This window comes from Sphingobium yanoikuyae, assembly GCF_034424525.1.
GTDB classification, from domain to species: domain Bacteria; phylum Pseudomonadota; class Alphaproteobacteria; order Sphingomonadales; family Sphingomonadaceae; genus Sphingobium; species Sphingobium yanoikuyae.
The window spans coordinates 4,552,423-4,578,124 of the sequence record NZ_CP139979.1 but is presented as its reverse complement, the minus strand read 5'-3'; the positions used below and the strand labels follow the sequence as shown (position 1 = coordinate 4,578,124).

General features: G+C 62.4%; 22 protein-coding genes and 1 pseudogene. 9 read left to right on the top strand and 14 right to left on the bottom strand.

Features of this window, described 5'->3' with window-relative positions; translation table 11 throughout:
* Nucleotides 1-4: 4 nt before the first annotated feature.
* Genes U0025_RS21215 through U0025_RS21205 form a run of 3 tightly spaced genes read right to left on the bottom strand, consistent with a single transcriptional unit; the run spans nucleotide 5 to nucleotide 1,993 of the window.
* Complete coding sequence (locus tag U0025_RS21215; RefSeq protein ID WP_004209555.1) at nucleotides 5-244, bottom strand: hypothetical protein; 240 nt, start codon at nucleotides 242-244, stop codon at nucleotides 5-7.
* Nucleotides 245-272: 28 nt separating this feature from the next.
* Entirely contained in the window at nucleotides 273-1,568 is a 1,296-nt protein-coding gene (locus U0025_RS21210; RefSeq protein WP_004209553.1) for a PQQ-dependent sugar dehydrogenase, read from the bottom strand.
* On the bottom strand, nucleotides 1,565-1,993 hold the full coding sequence (locus U0025_RS21205; protein WP_004209552.1) for a DUF2231 domain-containing protein: 429 nt from the start codon (nucleotides 1,991-1,993) through the stop codon (nucleotides 1,565-1,567). Before U0025_RS21205 ends, U0025_RS21210 begins: the two co-directional genes overlap by 4 nt.
* A 186-nt stretch (nucleotides 1,994-2,179) precedes the next feature.
* Here U0025_RS21205 and coxB point away from each other — a divergent pair, with 186 nt between their 5' ends.
* Genes coxB through U0025_RS21180 form a run of 5 tightly spaced genes read left to right on the top strand, consistent with a single transcriptional unit; the run spans nucleotide 2,180 to nucleotide 7,671 of the window.
* A complete protein-coding gene (gene coxB, locus U0025_RS21200) occupies nucleotides 2,180-3,148 on the top strand; it encodes a cytochrome c oxidase subunit II (protein ID WP_004209551.1) in 969 nt (322 codons plus the stop codon).
* Nucleotides 3,145-5,667, top strand: coding sequence for a cbb3-type cytochrome c oxidase subunit I (locus U0025_RS21195; protein ID WP_004209550.1), 2,523 nt, complete (start codon nucleotides 3,145-3,147; stop codon nucleotides 5,665-5,667). The genes coxB and U0025_RS21195 overlap by 4 nt, the downstream gene beginning before the upstream one ends.
* On the top strand, nucleotides 5,664-6,041 hold the full coding sequence (locus tag U0025_RS21190; RefSeq protein ID WP_004209549.1) for a hypothetical protein: 378 nt from the start codon (nucleotides 5,664-5,666) through the stop codon (nucleotides 6,039-6,041). The genes U0025_RS21195 and U0025_RS21190 overlap by 4 nt, the downstream gene beginning before the upstream one ends.
* Complete coding sequence (locus tag U0025_RS21185) at nucleotides 6,038-6,634, top strand: cytochrome c oxidase assembly protein (RefSeq protein WP_004209548.1); 597 nt, start codon at nucleotides 6,038-6,040, stop codon at nucleotides 6,632-6,634. The genes U0025_RS21190 and U0025_RS21185 overlap by 4 nt, the downstream gene beginning before the upstream one ends.
* Nucleotides 6,631-7,671 (top strand): c-type cytochrome, encoded by a 1,041-nt coding sequence (locus U0025_RS21180; protein WP_004209547.1) that lies wholly within the window; start codon nucleotides 6,631-6,633, stop codon nucleotides 7,669-7,671. The genes U0025_RS21185 and U0025_RS21180 overlap by 4 nt, the downstream gene beginning before the upstream one ends.
* A 200-nt stretch (nucleotides 7,672-7,871) precedes the next feature.
* On the opposite strand, the gene ligD is transcribed toward U0025_RS21180, so the two are convergent.
* Genes ligD through ku form a run of 3 tightly spaced genes read right to left on the bottom strand, consistent with a single transcriptional unit; the run spans nucleotide 7,872 to nucleotide 11,742 of the window.
* Nucleotides 7,872-10,385, bottom strand: a complete 2,514-nt coding sequence (gene ligD, locus U0025_RS21175; protein ID WP_004209545.1) for a DNA ligase D — start codon at nucleotides 10,383-10,385, stop codon at nucleotides 7,872-7,874.
* On the bottom strand, nucleotides 10,382-10,858 hold the full coding sequence (locus tag U0025_RS21170; protein ID WP_004209544.1) for an MgtC/SapB family protein: 477 nt from the start codon (nucleotides 10,856-10,858) through the stop codon (nucleotides 10,382-10,384). Before U0025_RS21170 ends, ligD begins: the two co-directional genes overlap by 4 nt.
* On the bottom strand, nucleotides 10,858-11,742 hold the full coding sequence (ku, locus tag U0025_RS21165) for a non-homologous end joining protein Ku (RefSeq protein ID WP_004209543.1): 885 nt from the start codon (nucleotides 11,740-11,742) through the stop codon (nucleotides 10,858-10,860). Before ku ends, U0025_RS21170 begins: the two co-directional genes overlap by 1 nt.
* A gap of 315 nt (nucleotides 11,743-12,057) precedes the next feature.
* Between ku and U0025_RS21160 the strand changes: the two genes are divergently transcribed.
* Both U0025_RS21160 and U0025_RS21155 read left to right on the top strand, forming a co-directional pair.
* A complete protein-coding gene (locus U0025_RS21160; RefSeq protein WP_004209542.1) occupies nucleotides 12,058-12,666 on the top strand; it encodes a flavodoxin family protein in 609 nt (202 codons plus the stop codon).
* Between the two features lie 5 nt (nucleotides 12,667-12,671).
* Nucleotides 12,672-13,619, top strand: a complete 948-nt coding sequence (locus U0025_RS21155) for a cation diffusion facilitator family transporter (protein ID WP_004209541.1) — start codon at nucleotides 12,672-12,674, stop codon at nucleotides 13,617-13,619.
* On the opposite strand, the gene U0025_RS21150 is transcribed toward U0025_RS21155, so the two are convergent.
* The 3 genes from U0025_RS21150 to U0025_RS21140 form a co-directional block, all read right to left on the bottom strand.
* Complete coding sequence (locus U0025_RS21150; RefSeq protein WP_257010962.1) at nucleotides 13,616-14,512, bottom strand: cation transporter; 897 nt, start codon at nucleotides 14,510-14,512, stop codon at nucleotides 13,616-13,618. The genes U0025_RS21155 and U0025_RS21150 overlap by 4 nt on opposite strands.
* Nucleotides 14,513-14,547: 35 nt before the next feature.
* Nucleotides 14,548-14,994, bottom strand: a complete 447-nt coding sequence (locus U0025_RS21145; protein WP_004209539.1) for a hypothetical protein — start codon at nucleotides 14,992-14,994, stop codon at nucleotides 14,548-14,550.
* A 530-nt stretch (nucleotides 14,995-15,524) separates the two neighbouring features.
* Nucleotides 15,525-16,763: a tyrosine-type recombinase/integrase gene (locus tag U0025_RS21140; RefSeq protein ID WP_004209538.1), complete on the bottom strand. Its 1,239-nt coding sequence runs from the start codon at nucleotides 16,761-16,763 to the stop codon at nucleotides 15,525-15,527.
* 536 nt (nucleotides 16,764-17,299) lie between these two features.
* Between U0025_RS21140 and U0025_RS21135 the strand changes: the two are divergent.
* Nucleotides 17,300-18,547, top strand: a pseudogene (locus U0025_RS21135) (MFS transporter); the annotation flags it as partial.
* 68 nt (nucleotides 18,548-18,615) lie between these two features.
* Here the strand turns inward: U0025_RS21135 and U0025_RS26135 are convergent.
* From U0025_RS26135 to U0025_RS21125, 3 genes are read right to left on the bottom strand one after another with little or no spacing between them, the layout of a single operon-like run.
* Entirely contained in the window at nucleotides 18,616-19,608 is a 993-nt protein-coding gene (locus U0025_RS26135) for a phospholipase C/P1 nuclease family protein (RefSeq protein ID WP_312312714.1), read from the bottom strand.
* Between the two features lie 8 nt (nucleotides 19,609-19,616).
* Complete coding sequence (locus tag U0025_RS21130; protein ID WP_004209534.1) at nucleotides 19,617-20,795, bottom strand: YdcF family protein; 1,179 nt, start codon at nucleotides 20,793-20,795, stop codon at nucleotides 19,617-19,619.
* Nucleotides 20,795-23,290: a TonB-dependent receptor gene (locus U0025_RS21125; RefSeq protein ID WP_004209532.1), complete on the bottom strand. Its 2,496-nt coding sequence runs from the start codon at nucleotides 23,288-23,290 to the stop codon at nucleotides 20,795-20,797. The genes U0025_RS21130 and U0025_RS21125 overlap by 1 nt, the downstream gene beginning before the upstream one ends.
* 125 nt (nucleotides 23,291-23,415) lie before the next feature.
* Between U0025_RS21125 and U0025_RS21120 the strand changes: the two genes are divergently transcribed.
* A complete protein-coding gene (locus U0025_RS21120; RefSeq protein ID WP_004209531.1) occupies nucleotides 23,416-24,528 on the top strand; it encodes an ROK family transcriptional regulator in 1,113 nt (370 codons plus the stop codon).
* A gap of 100 nt (nucleotides 24,529-24,628) precedes the next feature.
* Here U0025_RS21120 and U0025_RS21115 read toward each other — a convergent pair whose 3' ends face one another.
* A complete protein-coding gene (locus tag U0025_RS21115; RefSeq protein ID WP_004209530.1) occupies nucleotides 24,629-25,195 on the bottom strand; it encodes a DUF1993 domain-containing protein in 567 nt (188 codons plus the stop codon).
* Nucleotides 25,196-25,260: 65 nt separating this feature from the next.
* Nucleotides 25,261-25,683 (bottom strand): Dabb family protein, encoded by a 423-nt coding sequence (locus U0025_RS21110; protein ID WP_004209529.1) that lies wholly within the window; start codon nucleotides 25,681-25,683, stop codon nucleotides 25,261-25,263.
* Nucleotides 25,684-25,702 lie beyond the last annotated feature (19 nt).

Sequence of the window (25,702 nt, the reverse complement as noted above, 5' to 3'; positions counted from 1 at the left end):
GCTATTACTCGACGGCTTCAGTCCTGGGGGCGGCCGATCCTGCGCGGTTATCGCTGTTAACCTCATCCGCGCCGGTCTTGTCGGCCCTGAAATAGCCGATCGCAACCACAATGAGCAGAACCGCAATGACGAGCGCGAGGCTTGTCACCAATATGGAGCGGGTCACGGTGGTACGCGATCCGCTGCGTGCCTCGACTTTCGACAGATGGGTCACCGTTTCGCCGTCTTCCTGTCGTTTCTCCATTTTCTCTCTCCTTGCCCTCTGCCTCATGTCAGCGACGGGTTGGGGCTATCCGCCAGACGCTGTTGGATAGATCATCGGCGACCAGGAGCGCGCCATGGACCAGATCATAGCTCACGCCCACCGGCCGTCCGCGGGCATGTCCATCCTTGATGAACCCGGTCAGGAAATCCTGGGGCTTACCGGTCGGCCGCCCATTGGCGAAGGGAATGAAGACCACTTTATAGCCGGCGAGATCCTGCCTGTTCCAGCTGCCATGCTCCCCGACGAAGGCGCCCTGCGCATAGGTGGGGCCAAGACCGGGGCTTGTTACAAAGCTGATACCGAGTGCCGCGACATGGGATCCCAGGGCATAATCGGGCCGGATCGCGCGTCGCACCATATCGGCATTCTGAGGATGCACCCGCGGATCGACATTCTGTCCCCAATAGCTGTAGGGCCAGCCATAAAAGGCCCCGGGGCGAACCGCAGTCATATAATCGGGCACCAGTTGCGGTCCGAGCTCATCGCGTTCGTTCACCACGGCCCAGAGCCGGCGCGTCTGCGGCTCAACTGCAAGGGCTGTCGGATTGCGGATGCCCGAGGCATAGGTGCGATGCATGCCGGACTGGCGATCAACCTCCCAGATGACGGCGCGATCTTCCTCCACCGCCATGCCGCGTTCGCCGACATTGCTGTTGGAGCCGATACCGACGTAGAGTTTCGATCCGTCCGGGCCAGCTGCCAGCGACTTGGTCCAGTGATGATTGATGCGCGAGGGCAATCTGGTCACCTCAACGCCCGGTATGGTGATGCGCGTTTCGCCCTCGCGATAGGGAAAGCGCAGCAGCGCGTCCTGTGTCGCGACATAGAGCTGGCCCTCGACCAGGGCGAGGCCATAGGGTGCATTCAATCCGGTGATGAGCGTACTGCGCAATTCGGCGCGGCCATCGCCATCGGCATCGCGCAGCAGGGTGATGCGATTGCCACCCTTTACCGATGTCTTCCCCATGGCCTTGATCTGGGTCGCGATGACATCCTTGGGCCGCAGGGCGGGGGCCGATCCCCCTGACCCTTCCGCCACCAGAATGTCGCCATTGGGCAGCACCAGCATCTGGCGCGGAATGGCGAGCCCCGTGGCAAAGGCCGTCACGCTAAAGCCGGCCGGTGCCGTCGACTTTTCATTCCCCCAGCCAGCGGGCGTCGCGATTTTCATCGGCGGCAGCAATGTCTGGCGCTGATCGGGCAGATCCGGCCGGTCGCCGGTCTGGTCAAGGCCAGGCTGGCTGCGCCCGCAGGCGGCAAGTGCCAGGAGACTGGCGCCCAGGATGAAGGCACGCACGGTCATGGCCGAACCTCCCGATAGCTCGCAAAGGCCGTCCAGCCCGCGGCAAGGGCAGCCAGGCTGCTGAGGATGGAGAGGATAAGGCCAATGGTCCCGACCGAACTCCAGCCGTCGCGGCTATGCTGGAAGGCGTTGATGAGCCCGCAGACCCACATCAGCGCCAACAGCAGCAGATAAAGGCCATGCTGCCGACGTGCAGGCCCTTTGGCGCGCGCCAGCGCGATCAAGGCCCATAGCAATACCAGGCCGCCGCCGATCAGTGCGCCGGTGATCAGCCAGGCCGAAAAATTGCTCCACTGGATTTCCGCGCTGTTGAGATAGGTGATGTCCGACAGCAGGGCAGCGGGAAACAGGGCGACCGGCCAGGCGAGCAGCAGGCCGTGAAGCGGATGGAGCAGGGGCCGGGTGCGCGGCGGGGCGCTGGGCAAGACAGGTCTCCTTGTCGAAGGAAGAACGATCCCTCGCCAATGCGCCGGCTGGCTTTTGGTTTCGCCGACACCGGCAATTCATCCACTTGTTACGAAACAGAAATGTTTGAACCGGATGCCGCTTCGCGTGTTGGCACGAAAGACGCTGCACATAGGATGCGGCGCGAAAGGGGTGACGCGGGCGCAATGCGCAATCCATGGCTCTGGACCATTTTACTGCTCGGCCTTGGCGCCTGCAATGCGCAGCAGTCGGCCCTCCATGTCTTCGGCGCCGAAGCACGGCAGGTGCGCGAGATGGCGATCCTGTTGACCATCGGCGCGGCGATCATCGTGACGGTCATGGTCCTCATCTATGTTCGTGCGCTTCGCGCTCCGGAAGGGGCGCTCAGCCATCGTAGCGGCATGCGGATCATCCTGTGGCTGGGCGCCATCGGCCCGGCCCTGATCCTTGGCGCGCTGCTTCTCTATGCGTTGCCTGCCATGCGCCCGCGCGAGACAGCGCCTGGCGACCTCACCATTCGGGTCGAGGGCGAGCAATTCTGGTGGCGGGTCGCCTATGGGGCATCACGCGCGGGGCCTGGACTTGTTTCTGCCAATGAGATCCGCCTTCCCGTGGGGCGGACGGTGATCCTTGAACTCGGCGCGCAGGACGTGATCCACAGTTTCTGGATTCCCGGTCTTGCCGGGAAGATGGACATGATACCCGGACGGACCAACAGGCTGGTTGTGCGCGCCGAAAAGGCCGGCCGCTTCCGGGGCGTTTGCGCGGAGTTTTGCGGCCTGTCGCACGCGCTAATGGCCTTCGACGTGATCGCGATGAACCCGGCTGATTTCGACGCATGGCTGGCGGGCGCGCGCGGGGCCGGCAAGGGCCTGGTCCCATCGAGGGGCCAGTCTCTCTTCGATGCGCATGGCTGCGGCGCCTGCCATGCCATCCGGGGAACCGCGCATGATGCGGCGATCGGGCCTGACCTTAGCCGTTTTGGACAGAGGCGGACGCTGGGGGCCGGGATATTGCCACCGACCACCGCCAATATCGCCGCCTTCATCCGAGCGCCCCAGATCGCAAAGCCAGGCGCGCGCATGCCCGCCTATCCCCAGCTGTCCGAGCAGGAGGCCATTGCCATTGCCCATTATCTCGAGGGGCTGAAATGAGCCTCCACGATCAGGATGACCCGGCGCTCCGCGCGGCGCAGGAAGAAAGGCTGCGCGCGGTGTGGGCGCCGCCCAGGGGGATCTTCCTGCGCTGGACCGACTGCAACAATAATCGCGTCGGCGTCTGGTATGTGCTGACCGCCTTTGGCTTCATGCTCTTTGCCGGCGTGCTCGCGCTCATCATGCGCACCCAGCTTGCCGTGCCCGACAATGATCTGGTTGGGCCTGATACCTTCAACCAGCTCTTCACCCTGCACGGCTCGATGATGATGTTTCTCTTCGCCGTGCCGATGTTCGAGGCGGTGTCGATCATCCTGCTGCCGCAATTGCTGGGCGCGCGCGACCTGCCGTTCCCTCGCCTGTCGGCCTTTGGCTACTGGTCCTTCCTGATCGGCGGGCTGTTCGTCGGGGGATCGATCTTCTTCAATGCCGCCCCTGACGGCGGCTGGTTCATGTATCCACCGCTGACCACCCGCACCGACCTGTCGGGGCTCGGAGCCGATATCTGGATGCTCGGCCTTTCCTTCATCGAGGTGTCGTCGGTCGCGGCCGCAGTCGAACTGATCGTCGGCGTGCTCAAATGTCGACCGCCGGGCATGCGGCTCAATCTCATGCCGCTATATGCCTGGTACATACTGGTCGTGGCGGTGATGATCCTCTTTGCCTTTCCGCCGCTCATCGCCGGCGACATATTGTTCGAAATGGAAAGGCTGCTCGACTGGCCCTTCTTCGATGCGCGCCGGGGCGGGGATCCGCTCCTGTGGCAGCATCTGTTCTGGATCTTCGGTCATCCCGAAGTCTACATCATATTCCTGCCCTCGATCGCGCTGTTCGCGATGCTGGTGCCGACCTTCGCCAACCGCCATCTGCTGGGCTATCCATGGATCGTGCTGGCCGCTGTGGGCACCGCATTCCTGTCCTTCGGCCTGTGGGTCCACCACATGTTCACCAGCGGGCTGCCGAAGATCAGCCTCGCCTTCTTCTCGGCTGCCTCCGAAGCCGTGGCCATTCCGACCGGCGTCCAGATCTTCGTGTTCATAGCGACGCTGTGGGCTGGGCGGGTCACCTGGTCCACACCCCTACTCTATGCGACCGGCAGCCTCGCCATTTTCGTGATCGGTGGTCTTACCGGCGTGATGGTGGCAGTCGCACCGTTCGACTGGCAGGCGCATGACAGCTATTTCGTCGTCGCCCATCTCCATTACGTGCTGATCGGCGGCACGTTGATGCCGCTTTTTGCCGGCCTCTATTATTATTGGCCGTTGGTGACGGGCAAGAAACTGTCCGACCGGCTTGGCCGGATCGCTTTCTGGATGCTGTTCGTCGGCGCCAACCTGACCTTCTTCCCGATGCACCTTTCCGGGCTCATGGGCATGCCGCGGCGCGTCTTCACCTATCCTACCGAGCTGGGGCTGGGCGGGCTCAACATGGCGTCCACCCTGGGGGCCTGGCTGTTTGCCGCGGGGGTGGCGGTGATATGCGTCGATCTTAGCCTCTCGCCGCGCCGTGTTCGGGCCGTCCGCAATCCCTGGAATGCGGGCACGCTGGAGTGGCTCGCCCATCCCGAGGACGAGGACTGGGGCATAAGGTCGGTGCCATTGATCGAGAGCCGCTATCCAATCTGGGACCAGACAGATTTCGTGCGCAAGGTGGATGAGGGCCGCTTCTTCCTGCCCGATGCACAGGAGGGGCGACGCGAGACGATCGTCACGAGCGTCCTTGATGCCCGGCCACTGGCCGTGATCCGCCTGGGAACCCCTAGCATCAAGCCCATGCTGACGGCGGTCGCGCTCGGCGGGGTCTTCATCCTCACCACCTATCATCTCTACTGGGCTGCGCTCGTCAGTGGCGTTGCCACACTCGCCATGGCGCTGTGGTGGCTCTGGACCGGGACGGCCGAAATTCCCGAAAAGCCGTGCAAACCGATCGGCCACGGCCTTGAGCTGCCGCTCTATCTCTCCGGGCCCTCTGCGCCAGGCTGGTGGGCGATGTTCATCACGATGATGGCCGATGCGACCGCGTTTTCCGGACTGGTCTTCGGCTATTTCTTCTTCTGGACCCGCCATGCCGATTTCCCGCCGGTCGCTCTGGCGGACGGTCCCGGCATGGCCTGGCCCATGCTCGCATTGTTCTTGGGCATCGCAAGCTGGCTGCTGACGCTAGGCGCGCGCGAGGTGCATGCCCGCAAGCATGTCGGCATGGCACGGCTCTGCCTCATGGTCGCGCTACTACTCAGCCTTGCCGGAGTCGGGGCAGGGCTCGCCGGACCATGGACCCATGGCATGGACCCGCAGGCGCACAGCTATCCTGCAATCGTGTGGACACTCGCCATCTGGGCCGCGGCCCATGCGGGCGTTGCCGTCATCATGCAGGGCTATGCACTCGCGCGCAGTCTCGCCGGGCGCATGTCCCCGGTGCATGACGCGGACCTGCGCAACGTCACCGTCTACATGCATTTCTATGCGCTGACCGCTATCGTCACCTATGCGACGATCGGCCTGTTCCCGCAGGTCACATGAGCGAGCGAGGCAAATGGCATGAGCGGCTCAAGGTCACGCTCTGGACGCTGATCGTGCCGCCAGCCATCTGGGCGGGTCATTTCCTGGCGTCCTATCTCTGGGCGGCCATCTCCTGTGCCAAGGCCGGGCGCTTTGCCAGTTTTCCGCTGCTGTTCGTCATCGGCACGATGCTTGCGCTGCTGATGATCGGGCTTTCGGGATGGATCGCCTGGGCGCAGGCACGCCTGCCGGGCAATCCGCCGCCCCATGAGGACTCGACCCGGATCGACCGGCTCCGTTTCCTGGCCAAGTCGACCTTGCTCCTGGCAGGGCTGAGCTTCGTCGGGGTGCTGTTCACGGCGCTTCCGGTCATCTTCCTGCGGGACTGCCGATGAAACGCGCCGCACTTGCCGCCGGCCTCGCGCTGGTACCGATCGGCTGGATCCTGGCTGTGCTGCCGCTTGGCATGACTGGCCACATGGCAGGCCATATGATTGCCGTGGCGATTGCAGCGCCTTTTCTTGCCCTTGGCCTTTCGCAAGGGCGGCTTGATCCTGCGCGTCTCTGGCCCGGCCTCGCAAGCCCGATGGCGATGATGTTGGTGGAACTTGTCACGGTCTGGCTCTGGCACCTGCCGGCCCTTCGCGCGGCGACAATGACGTCCCTGCCTCTGCTCGGGCTCGAGCAGTTCTGTTTCCTTGGCGCAGGTCTGCTGCTCTGGTCATCGGTGCTCCGCGCCGATCATCGGGCCGCTGGCATGGGTGCCCTGTTGTTGACATCGATGCATATGACCCTGCTTGGTGTCCTGATAGGCCTGGCGCCACGGCCTCTCTACGCGGCGGCGGATCATCATCATCTGGCCGGCATGGACCCGCTGATCGACCAGCAACTGAGCGGTGTCCTCATGCTGCTGGTTGGCGGGGCCAGCTATTTCATCGGTGGTCTTGTCCTGTTGGCGAGCCTCCTGCGCCAGAGGGGGGCGGCATGATCCTTCGCATCAGCTTGAAGCGCGCAATTGTCGCGTTGCTCGGACTTGGGGTTCTCGGCATGCTGTTCGCCTGGTCCGGGGCCATGAAGATTTCCGCGTCGTCGGGCCATTGGCGTATTACCGACTGGTTCCTTCACTGGACGATGCGCAATTCCGTGCGGACTTATGCCTGGCTGGACGCACCGCCCGATCCGCTCGACGATGAGGGCCTGGTCAGTGCAGCGGGGCATTTTCGTCAGGCCTGCCAGGTCTGTCATGGCGCGCCGGGTGTGCGTCCATCACCCGTGATGCAGCAGGCAACGCCGCCAGCGCCTGATCTTGCCCGGACGGCAGGGGAATGGCGGGATCGCGAATTATTCTGGATCATCCGGCATGGCGTCAAATTCACCGGCATGCCGGCCTGGGCGGCGGCTGATCGACCGGACGAAGTAAGGCGCATGACCGCTTTCGTCCGGCGCTTGCCGCATATGACGGCGGCGCAATATCAAGCGCTGACCCAGGCTGGCGAGGAGGGACGTCTGCCCGGCGTTGCTCCGGCAACCTTGTCGGCATGCACAAGCTGCCATGGCGTCGATGGTCGGGGGAGGGAGCAATCCGATATTCCGGTCCTGGCTGGGCAGAGCGCGGCCTATCTGGTCGCCAGCATGCGCCAATATGTGTCGGGGAAGCGCAGCAGTGCGGTCATGCAGACGGCGCTGGCAACGACCGGGCGCGAGGACATGGCGAGGCTGGCGACCTATTTCTCTGCGATGCCCGGGCTGGCGAATATTGCCACCACACGCAGTTCACCGGGGCTGGACCGTTTCGGTCAGCCCCTGCCCGCCTGCAGCAATTGTCATGCAGTCGGCAAGGCGGCGCCCATTCTTGCCGGGCAGAAGCCAGGCTATCTTGCTGCGCGCCTGCGGCTTTGGCAGCAAGACGATAATGTCATCGACGCGCGCCTGCCGCCGGACACCATGGCGATGATAGCAAGACGTATCCCGGTCGATCAGATCGATGAACTGGCACGGACCGTGGCGCAGTCCGGTTCGGACTAAGGGGCTATCGCCCGATTAGGCGTGCATGTTGACCCAGATGAAAGCCAGGATGGCTGCAACGATGAATGCGAAGACGAGGTAGAGCGCAAGGCGACTGGTGGCTTTGCGGGCAGGACGCTCCTTGTGATGGGGCATTATGATCCTTTCATGCTGATCTTCTCCCAACAACGCATGGCGGGGTTCATGGTGCCCGAAACGGATCATAGATCGGGCAGGGTCTGCGCAGCGAAGCCCCAGCCTTTGAGCTTCCCCGCGCGCTCCCCCAATATTTCGGCATCTCCAATTTCGTAGGGATGGGCGTCCTGCAAATCGTTCAATTCGTCCCAGTCGACCGGTATGGCTACGGGCGCGCCGGCGCGTGCCCGCGCCGAGTAGGGGAGGATGGCGGTGCTGCCGCGCTGATTGCGCAGCCAGTCGATGAATATGCGATCCTTGCGCTTGGCCTTGCTCATCGTGGCGACAAAGCGATCGGGTTCTGCCGCGCTCAAGGCCTGGGCGAAACGGGCGGCGAAATCCTTATGTGCGTCCCAGTCGTGGGTGGGGCTGAGGGGGACGACGACATGGACCCCCTTCCCTCCCGACAGCATGGCGAAGGAGATCAGACCGATGTCGCGCAGATGATCGCGAATATCCTTTGCCGCTTCACGCACCCGTGCAAAATCCATGCCCTCGTCGGGATCAAGATCGAAGATCATGCGATCGGGCTTCTCGACGGCATCGGCACGGCTCGCCCAGCCATGAAATTCAATCGTACCCATCTGGACGCAAGCGATCAGGCCTTCGGCATCGTCGACATAGAGATAATCTTCCGAGCCGCCGTCTTTCTCGCGGATCGCAACATGGCGGACATGGTCGCCAAAGGCGCCGCTGTCATGTTTCTGGAAAAAGCATTTCTTCGCGCGGCCCTGGGGGCATCGCACAAGACTGATCGGCCGATTGGCGGCGAAAGGTAGCATCAGCGGGGCGATCCGCGCGTAATAATCGGCCAACTCCCCTTTGGTCTGCCCGCTCTCCGGGAAAATCACGCGCGCGCGATTGCTGATCCTGATGGCTGTGGCCGAAGGAGGCGTTGGGGCCGCTTTTTCGGGCTTGACCGTCTTTGCCAACTTGTCGCTTCGTAGCCCCAGAAAACTGCCATGTCGCACGAGACCCTCCCTTGTGAACTCGGCAAAACCGACTTCCGCAACGAGCTTGGGTTTGACCCATTGGACGCCGCGCGCTTGGGCGGCGGAAATGATGATCTGCGACGTGCCGGTCGCAATCGGACTCATGGCCTCGGCCAGGTCGGTCATTGTGGCGGCATCGAAACCAGTGCCGACCTTGCCCTTATAGACCAGTGCACCGCCTTCATGCTGCGCCAGTAGCAGGGAGGAGAAGGCACGCCCTTTTACCTTGCTACGGGTCCAGCCGACGATCACGAATTCCTGCCGACGAGTGCATTTGACCTTCACCCAGGCGCGTGTCCGTCCGCTGCGATAGGGCGCATCGACGCGCTTTGCGATAATGCCTTCCTGCCCGGCCTGACAAAGCGATCGGTAGAGCTTCTCGCCCGAGCCGATCAGGTGATCGGCAACGTGGATCGGTTGTTCTGCATCCGCCAATAAGGCTTCGAGCCGCTCCTTTCGCTCGATTGCGGGGAGAGACTTCAAATCCATGCCGTCAAATGAAAGAAGATCAAAAGCGAAGAAATGGAACGGCGTGTCGGCTCGCTCCGCGCCATGGCCCCGTTTCAACACCGCCTGCAGCGCCGAAAAACTGGGATTGCCGTCAGCGTCAAAGGCGATGATCTCGCCGTCGATCAATGCAGGCGGGAGGTCGAGCGCTTTTATGGCTCCGGCCAAAGGACCAAATTTGTCCGTCCAGTCCAGGCCGCTGCGCGTATATATTTTTATCGCTTCGCCACTGACTGCAACGAGCGCGCGATATCCGTCATATTTGATCTCGTGCAGCCATTCGTTGCCGACCGGTACATGGTCGACCAAAGTTGCAAGCTGCGGCTTGATGAAGCGCGGCATAGCCTCCGTTTTGGCGATCGCCTTCACCTTCGTCCTGCCGATCTTTGCATTATGCGCGTTTGCCGCCTGCATCCTATCCGTGAATGTCTTGCCCCTGGCGCCTTTCAATGACTGCGTGCCGGCGATGTCCCCGGCGATTTGCGCCATCGAGCGGTCAGTCAGAACACTTGTCAGCGCGCGCTCGACCAGATCGCCATTCCGGCGGGCTTCGCCATCCTCAATCTTGCGGAGCAGCCAATTCTCGCGCTTTTCGCCCGCGCGCCCCTTCATCCGCACCAGCAGCCATTCCCCCTTCATCCGTTCGCCATGCAGGATGAAATGGAGATGGCCATCCTCTATATCCTTCGCGCTCTTTCCCGGGATCGGTTCCCACCAACCGCGGTCCCAGAGCATCACACTGCCGCCGCCATATTCGCCCTTGGGAATATTACCCTCGAAACTGCCATAGCTCAGAGGATGATCTTCGGTGCGGACAGCAAGCCGCTTGTCATCGGGATCTAGGCTCGGCCCCTTGGTGACGGCCCAGCTCTTGAGCACGCCATCGACTTCCAACCGGAAGTCCCAGTGCAGCCTTGTGGCGGCATGTTTCTGGACAACGAAACTGTTACCGCCTTTCTTTGCCATCTTGCCTTCAGGCTCGCTGGTGCGATTGAAGTCCCGTTTGGCATTATAGGAGGCAAGGGGATTGATCCGGCTCATTCGCCCTGTCGCTCCTCGGACGCGAGCCAGCGCCGTTCCACAAATCCCAGCAGGCTGAGCATGAGGACCGCGACGAGAGTGGCACTGGCGACCAGGGGCCAGAGGGCAGCGCCGGAAGCGATTCCAATCATCGACGCCAGCCAGATATGGGCTGCCGTGGTCAGATTCTTGATCTCACCCTTGCTGAATATGATGAGGCCAGTCGCTATGATGCCCGAAAATGCGGCAGAAGCTTCGAAGACCCGCAGGGGATCTATATTTCCCTCGCCTTGCAACTGATTGTGCAGCGCGATTGCGCAGACAGTCATGAGGGCGCTGGTGAAGCAGATGAGGCCATGGGTGCGTAGCCCCGCTGCATGGCCGCGTATCTGTCGGTCGAGCCCCAAAAGCAGGCCGAGCAGAGCAGCAATGCTCAGGCGCAGCATGACCGGCCCGTCGATAAGGTGGAGCGGGGTATCGGGATTCAGCGTCATCACGCGCTTTTGCGCTTGGCTGCAGTCGCACGTCTATTGCCAGTGTCTGTCGCCGAACCGCTTTTCGACCTCTTCTTCGTCGCTGGGGTGCGAGCCGTTTCTCCTGCTGACTTCTTGAGCGCCGCCATCAGGTCGATGACATTGCCGCCCTTGCGCGCCGGCTCATCGTCCACCTCTTCTATTATCCGCTTCCCCTTGGCCTTTTTCTTCTTTTCGATCAGGCGATGGAGCGCATCGACATAGCGATCGCGAAACTCTTCCGGCTTGAAGGGCGCCGTTCGCTTGTCGATGATGCTGGTAGCAAGATCGAGCATGTCCTCATCCACCGTATCGGCAGGCAAACCTCGGAAATATGTCTGCGCCTTGGTTACCTCGTCGGCATAGCGCAGAACTTCCATGACCAGCCCCCGTCCACAGGGTTTGATCGATACCAGCTGTTCCCGTCCACGGACCGACAATTGGCCAAGTCCGACCTTCTTTGCCTTTCGCAGCGCATCCCGCAGCACGGCATAGGCCTCTTCTGCGAGGTCATCGGCGGGTACGACGAAATAGGGCTTCTCATAATAAAGAACGTCGATCGCATCGGCCTCGACGAACTGGACGAGGTCGAGGGTCTTGCGGCTCTCAATCTTGACCGCTTCGATTTCCTCCTGTTCGAGCAGCACATAATTGCCTTTTGAAAGCTCGAACCCCTTGAGGATCTCATCTCGGTCGACGGGCCCCACGCCGCTCACGACCTTTTCATAATGAATGGGTTTGCCGGTTGGCTCGTGAATCTGACGAAAGCTGACCGCCGCACCCGATTTGGTTGCGGGATAGACTTCGACCGGGATGGACACCAGTGCCAGCTTGATCTGGCCCTGCCAAAATGCGCGTGCAGCCATGTGCGACCTCCCCGATGAGAGCGTGCAATCGGCAAGTTGGTTCCGTGATAGCCTCCAACAGAAAGCCGACAGCACAGTTTCGCCATTCCCATGGGGTGGCAAGGCAAATCACTCATCTTCATGTTGCTACCATCTGGCACCGGCACCTGATCGGGGCGTGTCGCTGAACTTTCGCGCACGCGGAAGTTGCACAGCAGCGGCATCGCGCAGCCAATTCTCCCTCGATCCGCAGAACCCATTACGCGCCCAGGTGTTCTTTCCGCGAAGAAGGGATGGGCGCGTTCTGCTGATCCTGGCCCCTCAAGGAGATGACACATGCCGCTCAAGGCGCTGGCGCTTAACTGCACGCTCAAGGCGGACTCCCGCCAGGAGAGTTCGACCGACGCGATGATCGCCGTGTTGACGAGGGCCTTCAGCAAGAATGATGTGACGGTCAGCGAAACGGTCCGGGTTGCAGCCCTTGACATCAGCCCAGGCGTTAGCTCCGACGAAGGGGATGGCGATGCGTGGCCTGGACTGCGCGAGAAGATACTCGCTCATGACATTGTGATCTTCGGAGGACCGATCTGGATGGGGCAAATCAGCAGCATCGCCAAACGCGTCCTGGAACGGATGGATGCTTTCCTCTCCGAGACCGACGATGAGGGTCGGATGCCGAGCTATGGGAAGGTCGCTGTCGCAGCAATCGTGGGTAATGAAGATGGCGCCCACTTCTGCTCCGCTCAGCTGTTCCAGGCTTTGAACGATGTGGGCTGGACGATCCCCGCTGTTGCGGCCTGCTATTGGGTCGGCGAAGCGATGGGGGCGGTCGATTTCAAGGATCTCGGCGAGACGCCGGAGGCGGTAATGAAGACGGCGAAAATGGTCGCCGGCAATGCCGCGCATCTCGCAAGCCTGCTTCAGTCTAGCCCTTATCCAGGCTGAACGCGATGGCCGGTTTGTCACGCAAAATCCGCGAGAATATCGTCCTCTACGGCGCGCTTTTCGCCAATGTCGGGATAGCGGTCGCCAAGTTCGTGGCGGCGGCGATCAGTGGCTCTTCTTCCATGCTGACCGAGGGTGTCCACTCGCTGGTCGACAGCGGAAATCAGGTTCTGCTGCTCTATGGTCAGGCAAAGGCCAGACGTCCCGCCGACGCCACCCATCCCTTCGGCTATGGCCGCGAACTCTATTTCTGGGCCTTCGTCGTCGCGATCCTGATCTTTGCCGTCGGCGCGGGCGTTTCGATCTACGAGGGCTGGTTGCACATCGCCGATCCTGAGCCCTTGCGTGATCCGACGATCAATTATGTGGTGTTGGGTGTCGCTGTGCTGCTTGAAGGAACAAGCTGGTTCATTGCGGTGCGAGAATTCAACGGCAAGCGCGGTGCCAGCAGTTGGTGGCAATCGATCCGCCGATCCAAGGATCCCGCCGGGTTCATTGTCCTGTTCGAGGACAGCGCTGCGCTGATCGGCCTCGCCATTGCAGGCATCGGCGTCTGGGCCAGCCACTATTTCGCAAATCCACGGATTGACGGTTTTGCATCGATTGCCATTGGTCTCATTCTGGCTGGCGTCGCTATTCTGCTTGCGCGCGAAGCCAAGGGCCTGTTGATCGGTGAAAGCGCCGACCCGGCGATCATTTCGGCTTTATGGACCATTCTCGCCAAGCGGTCGCAGATCAGTGCGGTCAATCATGTCCGTACGATCCATACCGCGCCTGATGCCGTTTTCGTAGCGATCAGTGCTGATTTCGTCGACGATCTGCCGATGGGAGATGCAGAGCGTCTGATCGAGGATATTGAACGCGAAATGAAGGCTTGCGTCCCCGATCTGACGTCCATTTACATCCGGCCGGAAAAGCAGTCGGATGCCGTGCGACAAACACCGCCGGCCTAATTTCCTTCCTCGCGTCCAACAGGCGGGATGAAGCTCACCTGTGCCAACCGCCACGCCCTGTCCTCACCCTCCGGCCAATAATGGCGCGGGTGACGGCATTCGCCCGGTGGATGCGTGTCATGCACTTCGGCGCGAATAAGGCGGCCGGTTTCCCGCAGCCGTATCGTGGCACCGGGAAATTCAGCGCTGAGGCGATCACACAGGCTTTGCGCATCATCCGAAAGATCAGTGCTGGAAAGCGCCCTCGGCGCACCATCGACCAGTTCTGCCGTGGAAGAGCGCAACGCCTTGATACCGTCATTAAGGACATCGAGCGAAATGATTGCTGCTGCCAACGCGTCAGCCCACCACCAGCCAAGCCCCAGCCCAATGACACCGGCGAGCCCCGCCGCCCCGGTCAGCCAATTGGCCTTGTTCATGAGTGCGTCGGTATGCAGCAGCTTGTCGTTGAGAGCCTGCGCCAGCGGAAGTTCCTTCCGGCCGATGAAGAGCGGCGGGATGAGGGAGTAGATCTGGGCGGCGATCATCAGCCATCCCAACCAGATATCATGCCCCAGAATGACGATCGATCCGACGGTTGCGTGCTCCTGCGAGCCCAGCGCCATCACCGCATTGTAGAGAAGCAGCGCGCCGACGGCAGTCAGTGCAACAGCCGCCACAAAGAAACCAAGGCCGTTGACCCGCTCGAAACCGAAAGGAAAGCGGCGCGATCGATGGGCGCGACGCTCCATATGCGCGGCGATCAGGAACATGACAGGCGGAACCAGGCCCAGCGTGTCCTCTATCCACGCGGTCTTCATCGTCTGGCTCTGACCAAGCACTAGGCCCATCGTCACGATGATGGTTAGAGTCCAGAAGATGTTCCAATATTCCAGGCGCACCGCCCGCGCCATCGTCTCGCGCAGCTCATCGGGAAGACTTGTATCGCTCATTCGTCGCGCGCCTCCTGCGAAATCGCGCGGCTCGCACGCTCGACTGTCATGATCCACCGGTTCTCGCCGTTGCGCATGGCCGCCTTGAGTTGCAGCGGCACGTCTTTCGTTCCCGTCGTCGAGAGAGGCGGACCAAATGCCACATCCATCGCCCAGGGGCTCTCGGCCGAAAAACGTCCGATCACCAGGTCAATCGTACCGTCGTCAAGCTGCTGGAAAAGTACCTCGCCCGCGCCTGGCCGCCATTGTGCCTTCGCGCGGGTTCGCCGCTCGATTTCATGTACCAGCGTCCGGACTTGTGCCGCTTCGTGCACAGTGGGATCGGCGAGTGCGACCGTGAAGCTTCGTCGCTCAGCAATCCGCTTCGATGTGCCGGCCGGATCGCGAGGCAATATATCGCATGCGGCGAGGAGAGAAACGGCAAGGATTATCGCGCGCTTCATTGTTCGCGCGTCCTGTGATCGATGCGAATGTGGAGGCGGCAGGAATGAAATTCATTTCGAGCCCGGTCGACTGTGCCAGCCCGCCAGGCCTGGATCATCTGTGCTGTGAGAGTGGCATCGGGGATATTGTCGCCGCCACAGTCCTGCGCTTTCCTGGGCCGCGCCCTGAGCGAGCTCGCGTCGAGGGCCGCGGCTCCGCGCGTCGAAGCACAAACGAAGGTAATCGAAGAGCCATTGATGATTGGGGATGCTAACTGGGCGGTTTCCGTCCTGCCGCTGAATAGGGCTGCGCTTTGCGGGACCAAAGCATCGCGCTTCTGGGCATCTGCCTCTTTCATATGTCTCACCGCTTGGGATGATCCGGCTCGCCTCCTTGGCACGAAGAGGCCACCATCACATTCTTCGGAATAGTTGCAGGCTGATAACGTCTGGTAGCGAAAAAGAGCCATCGCTCTGGCGGAGAGGCTTCGCTGAAAAACGGCCGACCTCGTATAAGGGGCTCATCTCCATGTCATGATGGTGGAGGGCGATCATCTGCACCCTCGCAAAAGTTCATCGATATACTCGGCTACCGCCGTTGCGGCCGCGCGCAGCGGCTCGTCGATATGGATGTAGCGCTGCGTGACGCCGCGGGACGCGTGTCCCAGCAGTGCCGCAATCGTGAGTTCGGAGTAGCCAAGCCCGCCTGCGACACTTGCGAAAGTGTGGCGCAAGACATGCGGTGTCACGCCTTCGAGTCCTGCTCGATGGCAAATTCTATCCAAGACCCGCACTATGCCGATGAAGTGGCCTTCTCCCCAATCGGCTGGGAAGAAATATCGCGAACCCGAATCGGCTTGCGCCGAAAGAAGCTGGAGAGCAGGCTGACCTATCACGCGTCGTTGCGCCCCCGTTTTTGTCGTCCTGAAGTGAATCGCGCTCTCCTCATCAAGGAGCCAGTCGCGCTCAAGACTGAGTGCTTCGAGCCGACGAAAGCCAGTCAGCAACAGCAATCGGATCACGGCTATCCCGGTAGGATGCTCGTCATCTGCCTCAGCTTCTCTGAGCGCTATGCCGAGTTTCCTGATCTCAGCCTGAGAGAGCCACCTCATTTTGGGCGTGCTCGCAATTCTGCGAATGCCCCTCGCGGGATTTTTTTCGATTTCGCCAAGTCGCACGGCATGTTCGAAAATCGAGTGAAGCGTAGACATGCAGCGCGAGGCTACGCCTTCGCCGCCTTTGGTGGCTCCCCCCCGACTGCCCACCCTGGGCTTGGAGGTCGCACCAGCAGCGATGTCGGCTTGGGCGCCTTCGATATCACCGAGCTTCAATGTGGCAATTATTCTGTGGCCTAGCAACGGACGGATGTGGGCATCGACACGACTTCGATCCATCGTCAGAGTGGATGCCTTGATCGGTTTGCGGCTTCTGCCGATGATTTTGCCGGCTGAGGCTCGCTCAAGGTACCAGTCACAAATCTGGTCTACAGTATAGCCCTGCCCGCTCGACCGGGCATCCTCGACAGGGTCTCGCCCATTGGCGACATCGCCAAGGATGATGCGAGCCTGCCGCCTGGCTTCCTCCACGGTCATCAACCCGAACCGACCGATCACCTTTCGACGGCTCTGTCCGTTCGGCAAACGGTACTGAACGACGAAACTTCGCCGGCTCTGGCCGATAGAAACACCGAAGCCACGCAGCTCGCTGTCCCATAGAAGATGATTCGAACCCTTGACCCCATCTTTCGAAGGTTTCTGAGCTTCGATGAGAGTTTTTGTGATTTTCGCCATGATTTCAGTCGCCTGCCAAATGACCCAAAAATCTGCTTACTTTTTCCGGATTTCGACCTGATTTTGCTTATTTTATAAGTCCTGGAGGTCAAATCCGAGCGTAGGGCAGGATAACACTGACGAGTCCCGATCGCAAATAAACGGCAGAAATGCGTGCTTTTTGCCGTTCTAGGATAAAATCGAAAAAGACAGAAAATACGCTTCGGGCGAATTGCCAAGGTTGGGGTCGAGGGTTCGAATCCCTTCGCCCGCTCCAGTTTTCCCAGAAATCGATGCGATAATCACCCTTCGGGGGCAGCAAGGCCGCGTTGTCACATGCGCTTTCCTGCTGCGGCCACGCGGCCCTGATCCGCCTGTGGCCCGCCCTGTCGCGTGGTCCAGGGCTGCCAATGGCGATAAGCCACCGGCCCCATTCCCAACGCCCTTGTCGCACAAATGAAAGAATGCGCTTCTAGGCGCGACGCATTCCGCAATTCCCCGTGCGGTCACGACCATCAGGGGCGATCGAGGTGATCTGGACACGGGACGATGGCCGCATGCTGGCCTATGCCTCCGGCAATTTCGGCAAGGCACTGGTTTTCAGCGGCGCGGATCTGACGATATTGTTCCTGCTGAGCGACGTGCTGAACCTTGGCGCGACGACGGCGGGATGGCTGATGCTCGCCGCGCTGTGCGGCGACCTGATCTTCGATCTGCTGGCGGCGCGGCTGACGATCCGCCTGCGGCATGTCGGCAAGGGCTATCGCTGGATGGTGGCGGTCGCAGCAACGCCCTGCGCGATCGCCTTCGCCCTGCTCTATGCCATGCCGTTGCTTGGCGCCCGACAGCTATGGATGCTGGCCATGGCCTTGCTGATATTTCGGGGCGCCTATGCCATCATCGACGTGCCGCACAATGCGCTGATGGCGCAAGTGACCAGCGACAGCAGCGCGCGCGGCCGTGTTTCGGGCTATCGACTGCTGTTCAGTACGGCGAGCGCGCTGATTGTCGCGACCTTGTTGACGCCGCTGGTGCAAGATGCGGGCAATACCCGGTCCTTCGATCGGCTGGCGCTCACCGGCGCGGCGACGGGCGCCGTCTTTGCCCTGACGATGATCCTGTGCGCATGGACCTGCGGCGGCGAGCCAAGCGGTGGTGCGGCCCGCACCGCCCGGCAAAGCGCAAGGCAGGACGGCATCGACATCCCGTTTCGCGACCCGATGGTCGGGGCACTGGCTCTTCTGGCCCTGCTCACCGGATTTGCCGCACCGGCGTTCGGACGCTCCCTGCTCTATATCGGCAGCTATGTCGTCCGCCGCCCCGATCTTGTCGCGACCTTGCTGCTGGCCGTGACGATCGGCCAATTCGCAGGCGTGGTCCTGTGGACCGCCATGACCAGACGTTTCAGCAAGAGCGCCCTGCTCGCCATGGGGCATGGGGTCAGCATCATCGGGCTGGCGGGTTTTGCCGCCTGCCTGTCCTGGCCACCTGCCCTGGCCATCTGTGCGGCGGTGATCGGCGTCGGCCTCGCCAGCATGTTCATGCTGCCATGGGGGTTGCTGGCCGATGCCGTCGATGTGGTGGAATGGCGCCATGGCAGGCGCTTCGAGACAGGCCTGTTCGCCTTCTACCTCGTCGTGGTCAAGGCAAGCGGTGCCGCCTTCTCAAGTCTGACCGGCTGGACACTTGGCCTGATGGGCTATGTGCCGGGGCAGGCACAGACTGCGGCAGTCCAGGCCGGCATGCTCGGCCTGGGACTGGGCGTTCCCGTCCTTGGCAGTCTTTGCGCGATCCTCCTGATGCGGCGCTTCGACCTTGGCCATGCCCGCCATGCCCGGCTGCTTGCAGCGCTGGCACGGCGGGAGGCACGCGATCAGTCGGGCGCCGATCCAGTTTCCGGATTGAAGCGCGGGTTGGAGAAATCGAGCGGCGCGGGCACGACCCTGGCCGGCGGACTGGCGCTTTCGGCCCAGGCGCGGCAGAGCATGTCGCGCAGCATGGCGGCGCCGGCAGCAGTCCGTTCATAGACGAGGGCGCGCACATCCTTGTCGGCGAAGTCGGCAAAGCCGTCCCGCTTTTCCAGCTGATAGACATATTCCATCCGATCGCCGGCCTGATCCAGGAAGGCGAGGATCGCGTCGAACATGTCGCCGTCGCGATGACCGGGCGCACCGATGCGCGGCGCGATATCCGCCACGGTCAGCTTCATGCCATCGACGAACTGGCTTTCGAAGCGGCCGTGGATGCTGCGATCGCGGGTGTAGCCGCTGGGATTGCCGCCGCGCCAGCCATCCGAATGGATCGAGTCATGCAGGGGCTGGGCGCCGTCACCGATATAATGGCCAAGGCGGATCGTCTGGAAGGCGCAATGTTGGGCCGGGATGGATATGTCGCCCCCTTCGGCCTGCGCCTTGCGGACATGGCGCATGCAGACGACGAGCCGGTCATAGGCCTCGATCGCGGCATAGGGCAAAGTGCCGGTCCAGCGGACATTGGTGCGCGCGGCCGTTGCCGGATCGCTGTCCTTGATCGTCTCATAGCGCTTGTAGAGCGCCAGGATGAATTCGTAGCGCGAGCGCGGGATCGGCTTCACGAAGCGAAACTGCTCGCGGAACCAGCCATGATTGGGGTCTTCCTCCATCTTGGAGAAATTCTCCGAATCCCCGCGCCAGCTGTCGGGCAGCGAGGCGGAGGCGGCGATATAGTCGGTATAGGCCTTGAGGAAGACGGGACCGTCCTGCGGGATGGCGTCGAGCGCGGCGCGATCGATCACTTCATGGGCGGTGCCGCCCCAGGCCATGGCGGCGCCGGGGCTGAACGCCAGCGCACCGAGCGCCAGGGCCAAGGTCAGTTTACGTGTCATCATGCCTCCCTTCAGGGGTCGAGCGGATCGCGCGGATCGACCCGCGCGGACAGGCGCGACGGGCGGAACAGCAATTCGGTGGGGGTCAGGCGCGCGCCGATGGCACCGGGCTGATAGCCCAGTTCCTTGTCGTTGCGCTGCGCGAACAGCGGATTTTCGATCATTGCGCTCTGCCCCGGATTGCAGACGATCAGCGTATCCTTGTCCAGCGGCGCCGCCATCGCCATCAGCAGGCGGGTGGCGTTGCGCAAATTGGTGGTGGTGTGCCGGGCATAGGGTTCGATGATGATGGCATCGGCCGGCACGCCATAGCGCTCGATCAGCGCCTGGCGCATCTCCTGCGCCTCCGCAAAGCGGGTCGCGCGCGGATGGGCGCGGCCGCCGGTCAGGATCAGGAAGGGTGCGTCGCCGTCGGCAAAGCGGTTGGCGGCAAGGCGCAGATGATATTTGCCGAACGGGCTCAGCGGCATGCCGTCGACTTCCGGGCCGACGCCGGTGACGATCAGCGCGCTGTAGCGATAGCGTTTCCAGTCGATATTTTTGGCCCGCGCCATGGCCGGGGCGTTGAGGCCGCCGGTCAGCGGTTCGAAGCCGATCGCGTCGGTGCGGTCGCTGACGTCGAGCAGGGCCAGGGCATAGTCGATGCTGGAATCCAGCGCCTGGGCCGATCCCTTGCGCGGCGTCTGCGCGATCCAGGCGGCGGCGCGCAGACGGGCCTGGCGCTCGCGCGGGTCGATCGTGCCGGCGCCGTCGATATCGGGATAGGCCGGCACCTGCCCCAGCGCATAGCTGCGCAGGATGGCGTTGATCCCCTCCACCTCGCGGCGGATCTGCGCACCGGCACCATCGTCCGCGACCGGCACGTCACGCAGCGATAGCGCAGCCTGCACCATCAGGGCGATTTCGGTCGGGGTCCAGATATGGGCCTGTGCTACGCAATCGACATCGCCGGCACATGCCGTGCGGCGATCTTCGCGGGCATGGAGCAGCGCGTCCATGTCCGGCCGGGCGCGGAAGGCGGCAAGGGCGGCCGGATCGTGTCCAAGGGCATCCAGCACGGGAAAGAGGCGCCGCGACAGCGCCTCCGTCACGGCGTCGCGCGCCGCCCCGGCCAGAGCCGGGGCGGGCGTGATCGCCACCGCCGCCATCGTCATCAACGACGCCGCGACGCGGCCGAGGCGGCGGGCCATCACCAGGACTTGCTGATGACGAGGCGGAAGTTGCGGCCGAAGATCGGGCGACCATAGATCGCCTCGGCACTGCCCTGACCGCTGAGCGAGTCGGTGCGGGTATTGCCTTCGGTCAGGCCATGGGCGTTGAACAGATTGTCGCCCACAATCTGAGCCTGCCAGCTGCCATGGCGCGCCGTGATGCCGGCGCCGATCGTGCCATAGGCCGGCAGCGCAGTGTTGTTGTAGAGGTCGACATAGCGCTTGCCCATATAGGTGTAGCGCCCATAGACCGACACGTCGGTGTCGCCCGTCTGGAAGTCGAAGCTGGGCCGGATATTGCCGTAGACCTTGGGCTGGCGGACGATCTGGTTGCCTTCGGCCTGCTCCGGATCGGCGCCGGTCGAGCTTTCGAAATTCTTGTATTTGGGGTCACTGATGGTGAGCGCGCCATTGAGCGAGAACCAGTTGGTCAGCGCCAGCTTGCCGTCGAATTCGACGCCCTTCACCTGCGCCTCGCCGATGAAGGGCACGTTGACATCGTTGCGGCCCGTGGTCGGATCATAGGCCAGGAAGCTGGCGTTCAAGGGATCGAAATTGGTGTAGAAACCGGTGACGTAGAGATAGGAGCGGCCGAAGGCGAGCTTCAGCCCGGCCTCGAACTGGTCGGCCTTGGTCGTGATGATGGTCGGGTTGATGCTCATCACCGTCTGGACGTTGGGCGGCGTTTCGAGGTGCGAGGCGCGGCCATAGATGCCGACATGGCTGGAAAAGTCGTAATTGGCGCCGACCGTCCAGTTGGTGACGTTGGGCTTGAGTTTCTGGTTGAGGATCACGCCGGTGAAGGCGCGGGTGCTGTCGTCCGCCAGGGTGCTGGCGTCGCCCAGATTAGCCGCCTCGGTCAGCGCGGCCCAGCCCTTGTAGCTGTAGCGTTCGTGACGGATGCCGGCGTCGATGCGCAGGCCCGGCACGATTTCCCAGGTGTCGTTGGCGAAGACGGCGAACATCTGGGCGTCGCTGTCGCCCTGATTGAGGGTGGCGGCATAGTTGAGCACGCCATTGTCGGTGACGCGGCCGATTTCCGCGCCGGCGGCATTATAGGCGACCAGGTCCAGCGTGCGCGGCTTGCCGGCCACTTCGATCAGGTAATTCTGATAGAGGGTGCGGCTGTCCTCGCCATAGAAGCTGCCATAGAGGCCGAGCTTGAGGTCATGGGTGCCAAAGCCGGTCTCGAACTTCTTGGCGACCGACAGATTGGCCTGGGCCGAATAGAATTTCGAGTGGATGTCGCGATACTGGCCCTGCATCACCAAGCCCGACGCCGCATAGGGATCATAGACGGTGTTGGTGCCCGCCAGCGTATAGCCGAAATGGTCGACCGCACCGAAAGCCGCCGTGGCGCGGGCGAGATAGCCGGCGGCAAAGGCGTTGCCATCGGCCGGGTTGGTGGTCGAGTAGAAGGCGCTGAAATCGAGCTTGCCCTGGGTGTAGCCGGCCTTGGCCGAGACCAGCCAGCCGTCGAAATCGCCATCATATTGCGCGCCGAAATTGACCATCTGCATATGGCGGCCATCCGACAGGTCGCCGGTGCGGCTCTGGATCTGGCCGGTGCCGTCGCGATATTTGAGGTTCACGTGGCGCAGCGCCGGCGAATTCATCGTGCCGTCGAAATAGTCGATATATTTGTCGAGCGAGACGCTGGGATCGCGCGGGTCGGAGATCGGGATCGGCAGATAGAAGACGTTGTGGTCGTTCACATAGTTGAGGTTCAGCTTGATCGAGCCATTGTCGAAATCATGCTTGATATTGGCGCGCAGCTGGCCGCCCTTGTCATTGGCGAAGCCATTGTCGCGATAGCCGTCATGATAGCGGATGAAGCCGCCGATCGCATAATAGGTGTCGTTGCCGAGCGGCCCGGCCTGATAGGCGTCGAGGCGATAGAGGCCGGTGTCGCCGAGCGTAACCTGTGCCTTGCCGCGCGCTTCGTCGCTGCCGGTCACGGTGATGGCGTTGATGATCGCGCCCGAATAGCTGGCATAGACCGGGGCCGGGCCGCCGCGCACGACCTCCACATGGTCGGTCATCAGATCCTGTTTCAGGATCGCATCGCCGCGGAAGAAGACGCCGTCATTCTCATGGAACAGCGGCAGGCCGTCCTGCTGGAAGCTGACGAAGCCGCCGTCGTTGGGCAGGCCGCGGATGCGGTAGATATTCTGCACTTCGCCGCCGGTGATTTCGGTCTGGAAGCCGGGCAGCTGGCCGATCAGGTCGGCGAAATTGACAGGCGCGATCTTCTCCACATCCTCGGCCGAGATGGTGTTGATCGCATAGGATACGTCGAAGCGGCGCTGGGCGCGGGTGGAGCCGGTGACGATGATGTCGTTGGGGCCGTTGCCGGCATCGGCAGCCGCTTCGGCGGCGGGCGCAGCGTCGGCGGCGACCTGCGCCAGGGCGGGCGTGGTGATGGTGCAAAGCGCGGCAAGCGCCGTGCCGGAGGCAAGGAAAGTCTTGAGCATGATGCGTCCCCTCTGAATTGGTCGGGGCGCCTCTGGCCGTGCGATATGACATTTTTAATTATTGTTGTGAAAATAAATAAATCCCCATAACCGGTCGTCGCTTTTCACCGATAGCGGGATCGATCATGCTATTTCCCACTCTGGACAAGGACCAGCGTCGTATCCTGCAGATGCTGCGCAAGTCGGGGCCACTGTCCCGTTCCGCGCTAGCATCCGCGCTGGAGATCAGCGGGACCGCCCTCACCCGCCTGTCGCGCGACCTGATCGGGCTCAATCTGGTGGAGGAAGTGCCTGGCGCGGAAGCACAGGGCCGCGGGCGCCCGGCCATTCCCCTGCGGCTGGCCGGCCATGGCGGCTATGCGGTCGGCGCGACGGCGCACAAGGGCTTCATCGACATCGCCCTGGTCGATTTCACCGGCGCCACCATCGCCACCCATCATGAGGCCGTCGCGCCGATCGATCCCCAGGGTTTTGCACGCAAGGTGCGGCGCATGACGCATGAACTGGTGGACCGGCACGGCCTGCTGGGACGCCGCATGCTGGGTCTGGGCGTCGCGGTGCCGGGACCATCCCTGTCGCCGGCCGGCGATCGGTGGAGCGTCGTCGACGTCCTGCCCAACTGGCGGGATGCGCCGCTGCGCGACATATTGTCCGCCGAAATGGGCTGGCCGCTGTGGATCGAGAATGATGCCAATGCCGCAGCGATCGCCGAATATTATCTGGGTGGCCTGCTGCGCGATTTCGGCACGATCGTCGTGCTGCTGCTGGGCTTCGGCATCGGCGCCGGCGTCATTGTCGACGGGCGCCTGATGCGCGGTCAATATGGCGTCGCGGGCGAGATTGGCTGCCTGTTTCCAGGGCATCTGCCGCGTCCCAGCCCGCTGGATCTGCTGGCGATGCTCCGCAGCAATGGTTGCGACCTATCCTCGGTCGCGGACATTGATTTCCATGCTGCCGACCAGGCACCGACGATCGACATCTGGCTGGACCGGGCGGCCGAGCAATTGCAGATGGTCAGCAACACCGCCTTCGCCTGGCTCGATCCAGGGGCGATCGTGCTGGCCGGCACCTTGCCATCGACCATCCTGCAGGGGCTGGCCGATCGCCTGCATCAGGCGGACCTCGTCACCACGGTCCATCATCGCCGCCCGCCGGTCAGAATATCGAACCTGCATGGATCGCCGATCACCTTCGGCGCGGCCCTGCTGCCGATCCATGCCCTGTCTGCCGAGACATAGGATTGGCGCCGGGCCGGTGATGAACGGCAATGCTGAAAACGGGCCACGACGCGGCTCCATGGCCATGAACCACAGCATGCGCCGCCGCCGCTATGTCACCTCATTGCGCAGGCAGGGTGCCGGGCCGCAAATAGGGGAACATGTGGGCCACATAATCGACCTTGCCCAGGTCCACGCCCTGCGCCCGCAGGATCGCGTAGGCGGTCATGATGTGGAAGTAGAATTGCGGCAGCGCCCAGTCGCGGACGAATTGGCCGGCGGTGAGGTCGAAGATCATGCCCTGCGGCAGTGCATGGGCGATCGGCGCAGCCGGATCGATGGACGGCACATCCGCCGCCAGGCTTTCCACGATCGCAATCGTCTCGGCTATTCTCGCCTGCGCATCGGCGATCGATCCGGGATTCTCGCCCGCGTTGCGGCCTTCATCGAGCAATTGCCCGACCAGCGGAGGGAAGGCTTCGCCGCGCAACCGGTACATGCCCTCCTGCGCCTGGACGCAGGCGAAGCGGATCTGGGTCGACAGCGGGAACATGTCCGGCGCCAGCCGCGCGCCCGGCAATGTATCGGCCATGCCATCCTGTTTCCCGGCCTCGGCCTTGGCCAGCCAGGCCGACAAAGCGCCCAGCATCTGGACATAGGTGGGGGCAAGAATATCCGGCAGAATCATGATCTTCTTTCGTTCAGGCTGATGATCGACCCTAGCGCCGATCGGGCCGCCTTGCGATGCTTGGCTCAGCGATCCGGCACGACCTGCATGTCGTAGACCACGACTTTCGCCCACAGATGCTCGCAGGATTTGACGAAGGCCTGATGGATTTCGTGGTCCTGATAGACTTTCTGCTCGACCGCATTGTCGAAGACCATCAGTTCCGACACGTCGAAGGAAGAATCGACCACATCGCGCTTTTCGGTGCTGGCGGGCACGCCGATCTGCAGATCGCGGATCACGGGGATCGCGCGCAACGTGCGCAGGCCGGCGATCAACTGGTCGCGATCGGCCTGGTTGCCCGGCCGCTTCAGCCAGAAGAAGACATGATGGACCAGCTTGGCCTGAACCGGGGTCGCGGCCTGTGCGGAGGCCTGTGTCGAGGACAGGGCCATGCCTGCGCCGCCCAATGCCATCATCGCCGCCAATTCCCTTCTGCTCGTTTCCATGATGCTCTGTCCCCTGTCG

Coding starts and splice junctions, on each gene's coding strand:
- U0025_RS21215 (WP_004209555.1), bottom strand. CDS start 244: ATGGAGAAACGACAGGAAGACGGCGAAACGGTGACCCATCTGTCGAAA.
- U0025_RS21210 (WP_004209553.1), bottom strand. CDS start 1,568: ATGACCGTGCGTGCCTTCATCCTGGGCGCCAGTCTCCTGGCACTTGCC.
- coxB (WP_004209551.1), top strand. CDS start 2,180: ATGCGCAATCCATGGCTCTGGACCATTTTACTGCTCGGCCTTGGCGCC.
- U0025_RS21195 (WP_004209550.1), top strand. CDS start 3,145: ATGAGCCTCCACGATCAGGATGACCCGGCGCTCCGCGCGGCGCAGGAA.
- U0025_RS21190 (WP_004209549.1), top strand. CDS start 5,664: ATGAGCGAGCGAGGCAAATGGCATGAGCGGCTCAAGGTCACGCTCTGG.
- U0025_RS21185 (WP_004209548.1), top strand. CDS start 6,038: ATGAAACGCGCCGCACTTGCCGCCGGCCTCGCGCTGGTACCGATCGGC.
- U0025_RS21180 (WP_004209547.1), top strand. CDS start 6,631: ATGATCCTTCGCATCAGCTTGAAGCGCGCAATTGTCGCGTTGCTCGGA.
- ligD (WP_004209545.1), bottom strand. CDS start 10,385: ATGAGCCGGATCAATCCCCTTGCCTCCTATAATGCCAAACGGGACTTC.
- U0025_RS21170 (WP_004209544.1), bottom strand. CDS start 10,858: ATGACGCTGAATCCCGATACCCCGCTCCACCTTATCGACGGGCCGGTC.
- ku (WP_004209543.1), bottom strand. CDS start 11,742: ATGGCTGCACGCGCATTTTGGCAGGGCCAGATCAAGCTGGCACTGGTG.
- U0025_RS21160 (WP_004209542.1), top strand. CDS start 12,058: ATGCCGCTCAAGGCGCTGGCGCTTAACTGCACGCTCAAGGCGGACTCC.
- U0025_RS21155 (WP_004209541.1), top strand. CDS start 12,672: ATGGCCGGTTTGTCACGCAAAATCCGCGAGAATATCGTCCTCTACGGC.
- U0025_RS21150 (WP_257010962.1), bottom strand. CDS start 14,512: ATGGCGCGGGCGGTGCGCCTGGAATATTGGAACATCTTCTGGACTCTA.
- U0025_RS21145 (WP_004209539.1), bottom strand. CDS start 14,994: ATGAAGCGCGCGATAATCCTTGCCGTTTCTCTCCTCGCCGCATGCGAT.
- U0025_RS21140 (WP_004209538.1), bottom strand. CDS start 16,763: ATGGCGAAAATCACAAAAACTCTCATCGAAGCTCAGAAACCTTCGAAA.
- U0025_RS26135 (WP_312312714.1), bottom strand. CDS start 19,608: ATGATGACACGTAAACTGACCTTGGCCCTGGCGCTCGGTGCGCTGGCG.
- U0025_RS21130 (WP_004209534.1), bottom strand. CDS start 20,795: ATGGCCCGCCGCCTCGGCCGCGTCGCGGCGTCGTTGATGACGATGGCG.
- U0025_RS21125 (WP_004209532.1), bottom strand. CDS start 23,290: ATGCTCAAGACTTTCCTTGCCTCCGGCACGGCGCTTGCCGCGCTTTGC.
- U0025_RS21120 (WP_004209531.1), top strand. CDS start 23,416: ATGCTATTTCCCACTCTGGACAAGGACCAGCGTCGTATCCTGCAGATG.
- U0025_RS21115 (WP_004209530.1), bottom strand. CDS start 25,195: ATGATTCTGCCGGATATTCTTGCCCCCACCTATGTCCAGATGCTGGGC.
- U0025_RS21110 (WP_004209529.1), bottom strand. CDS start 25,683: ATGGAAACGAGCAGAAGGGAATTGGCGGCGATGATGGCATTGGGCGGC.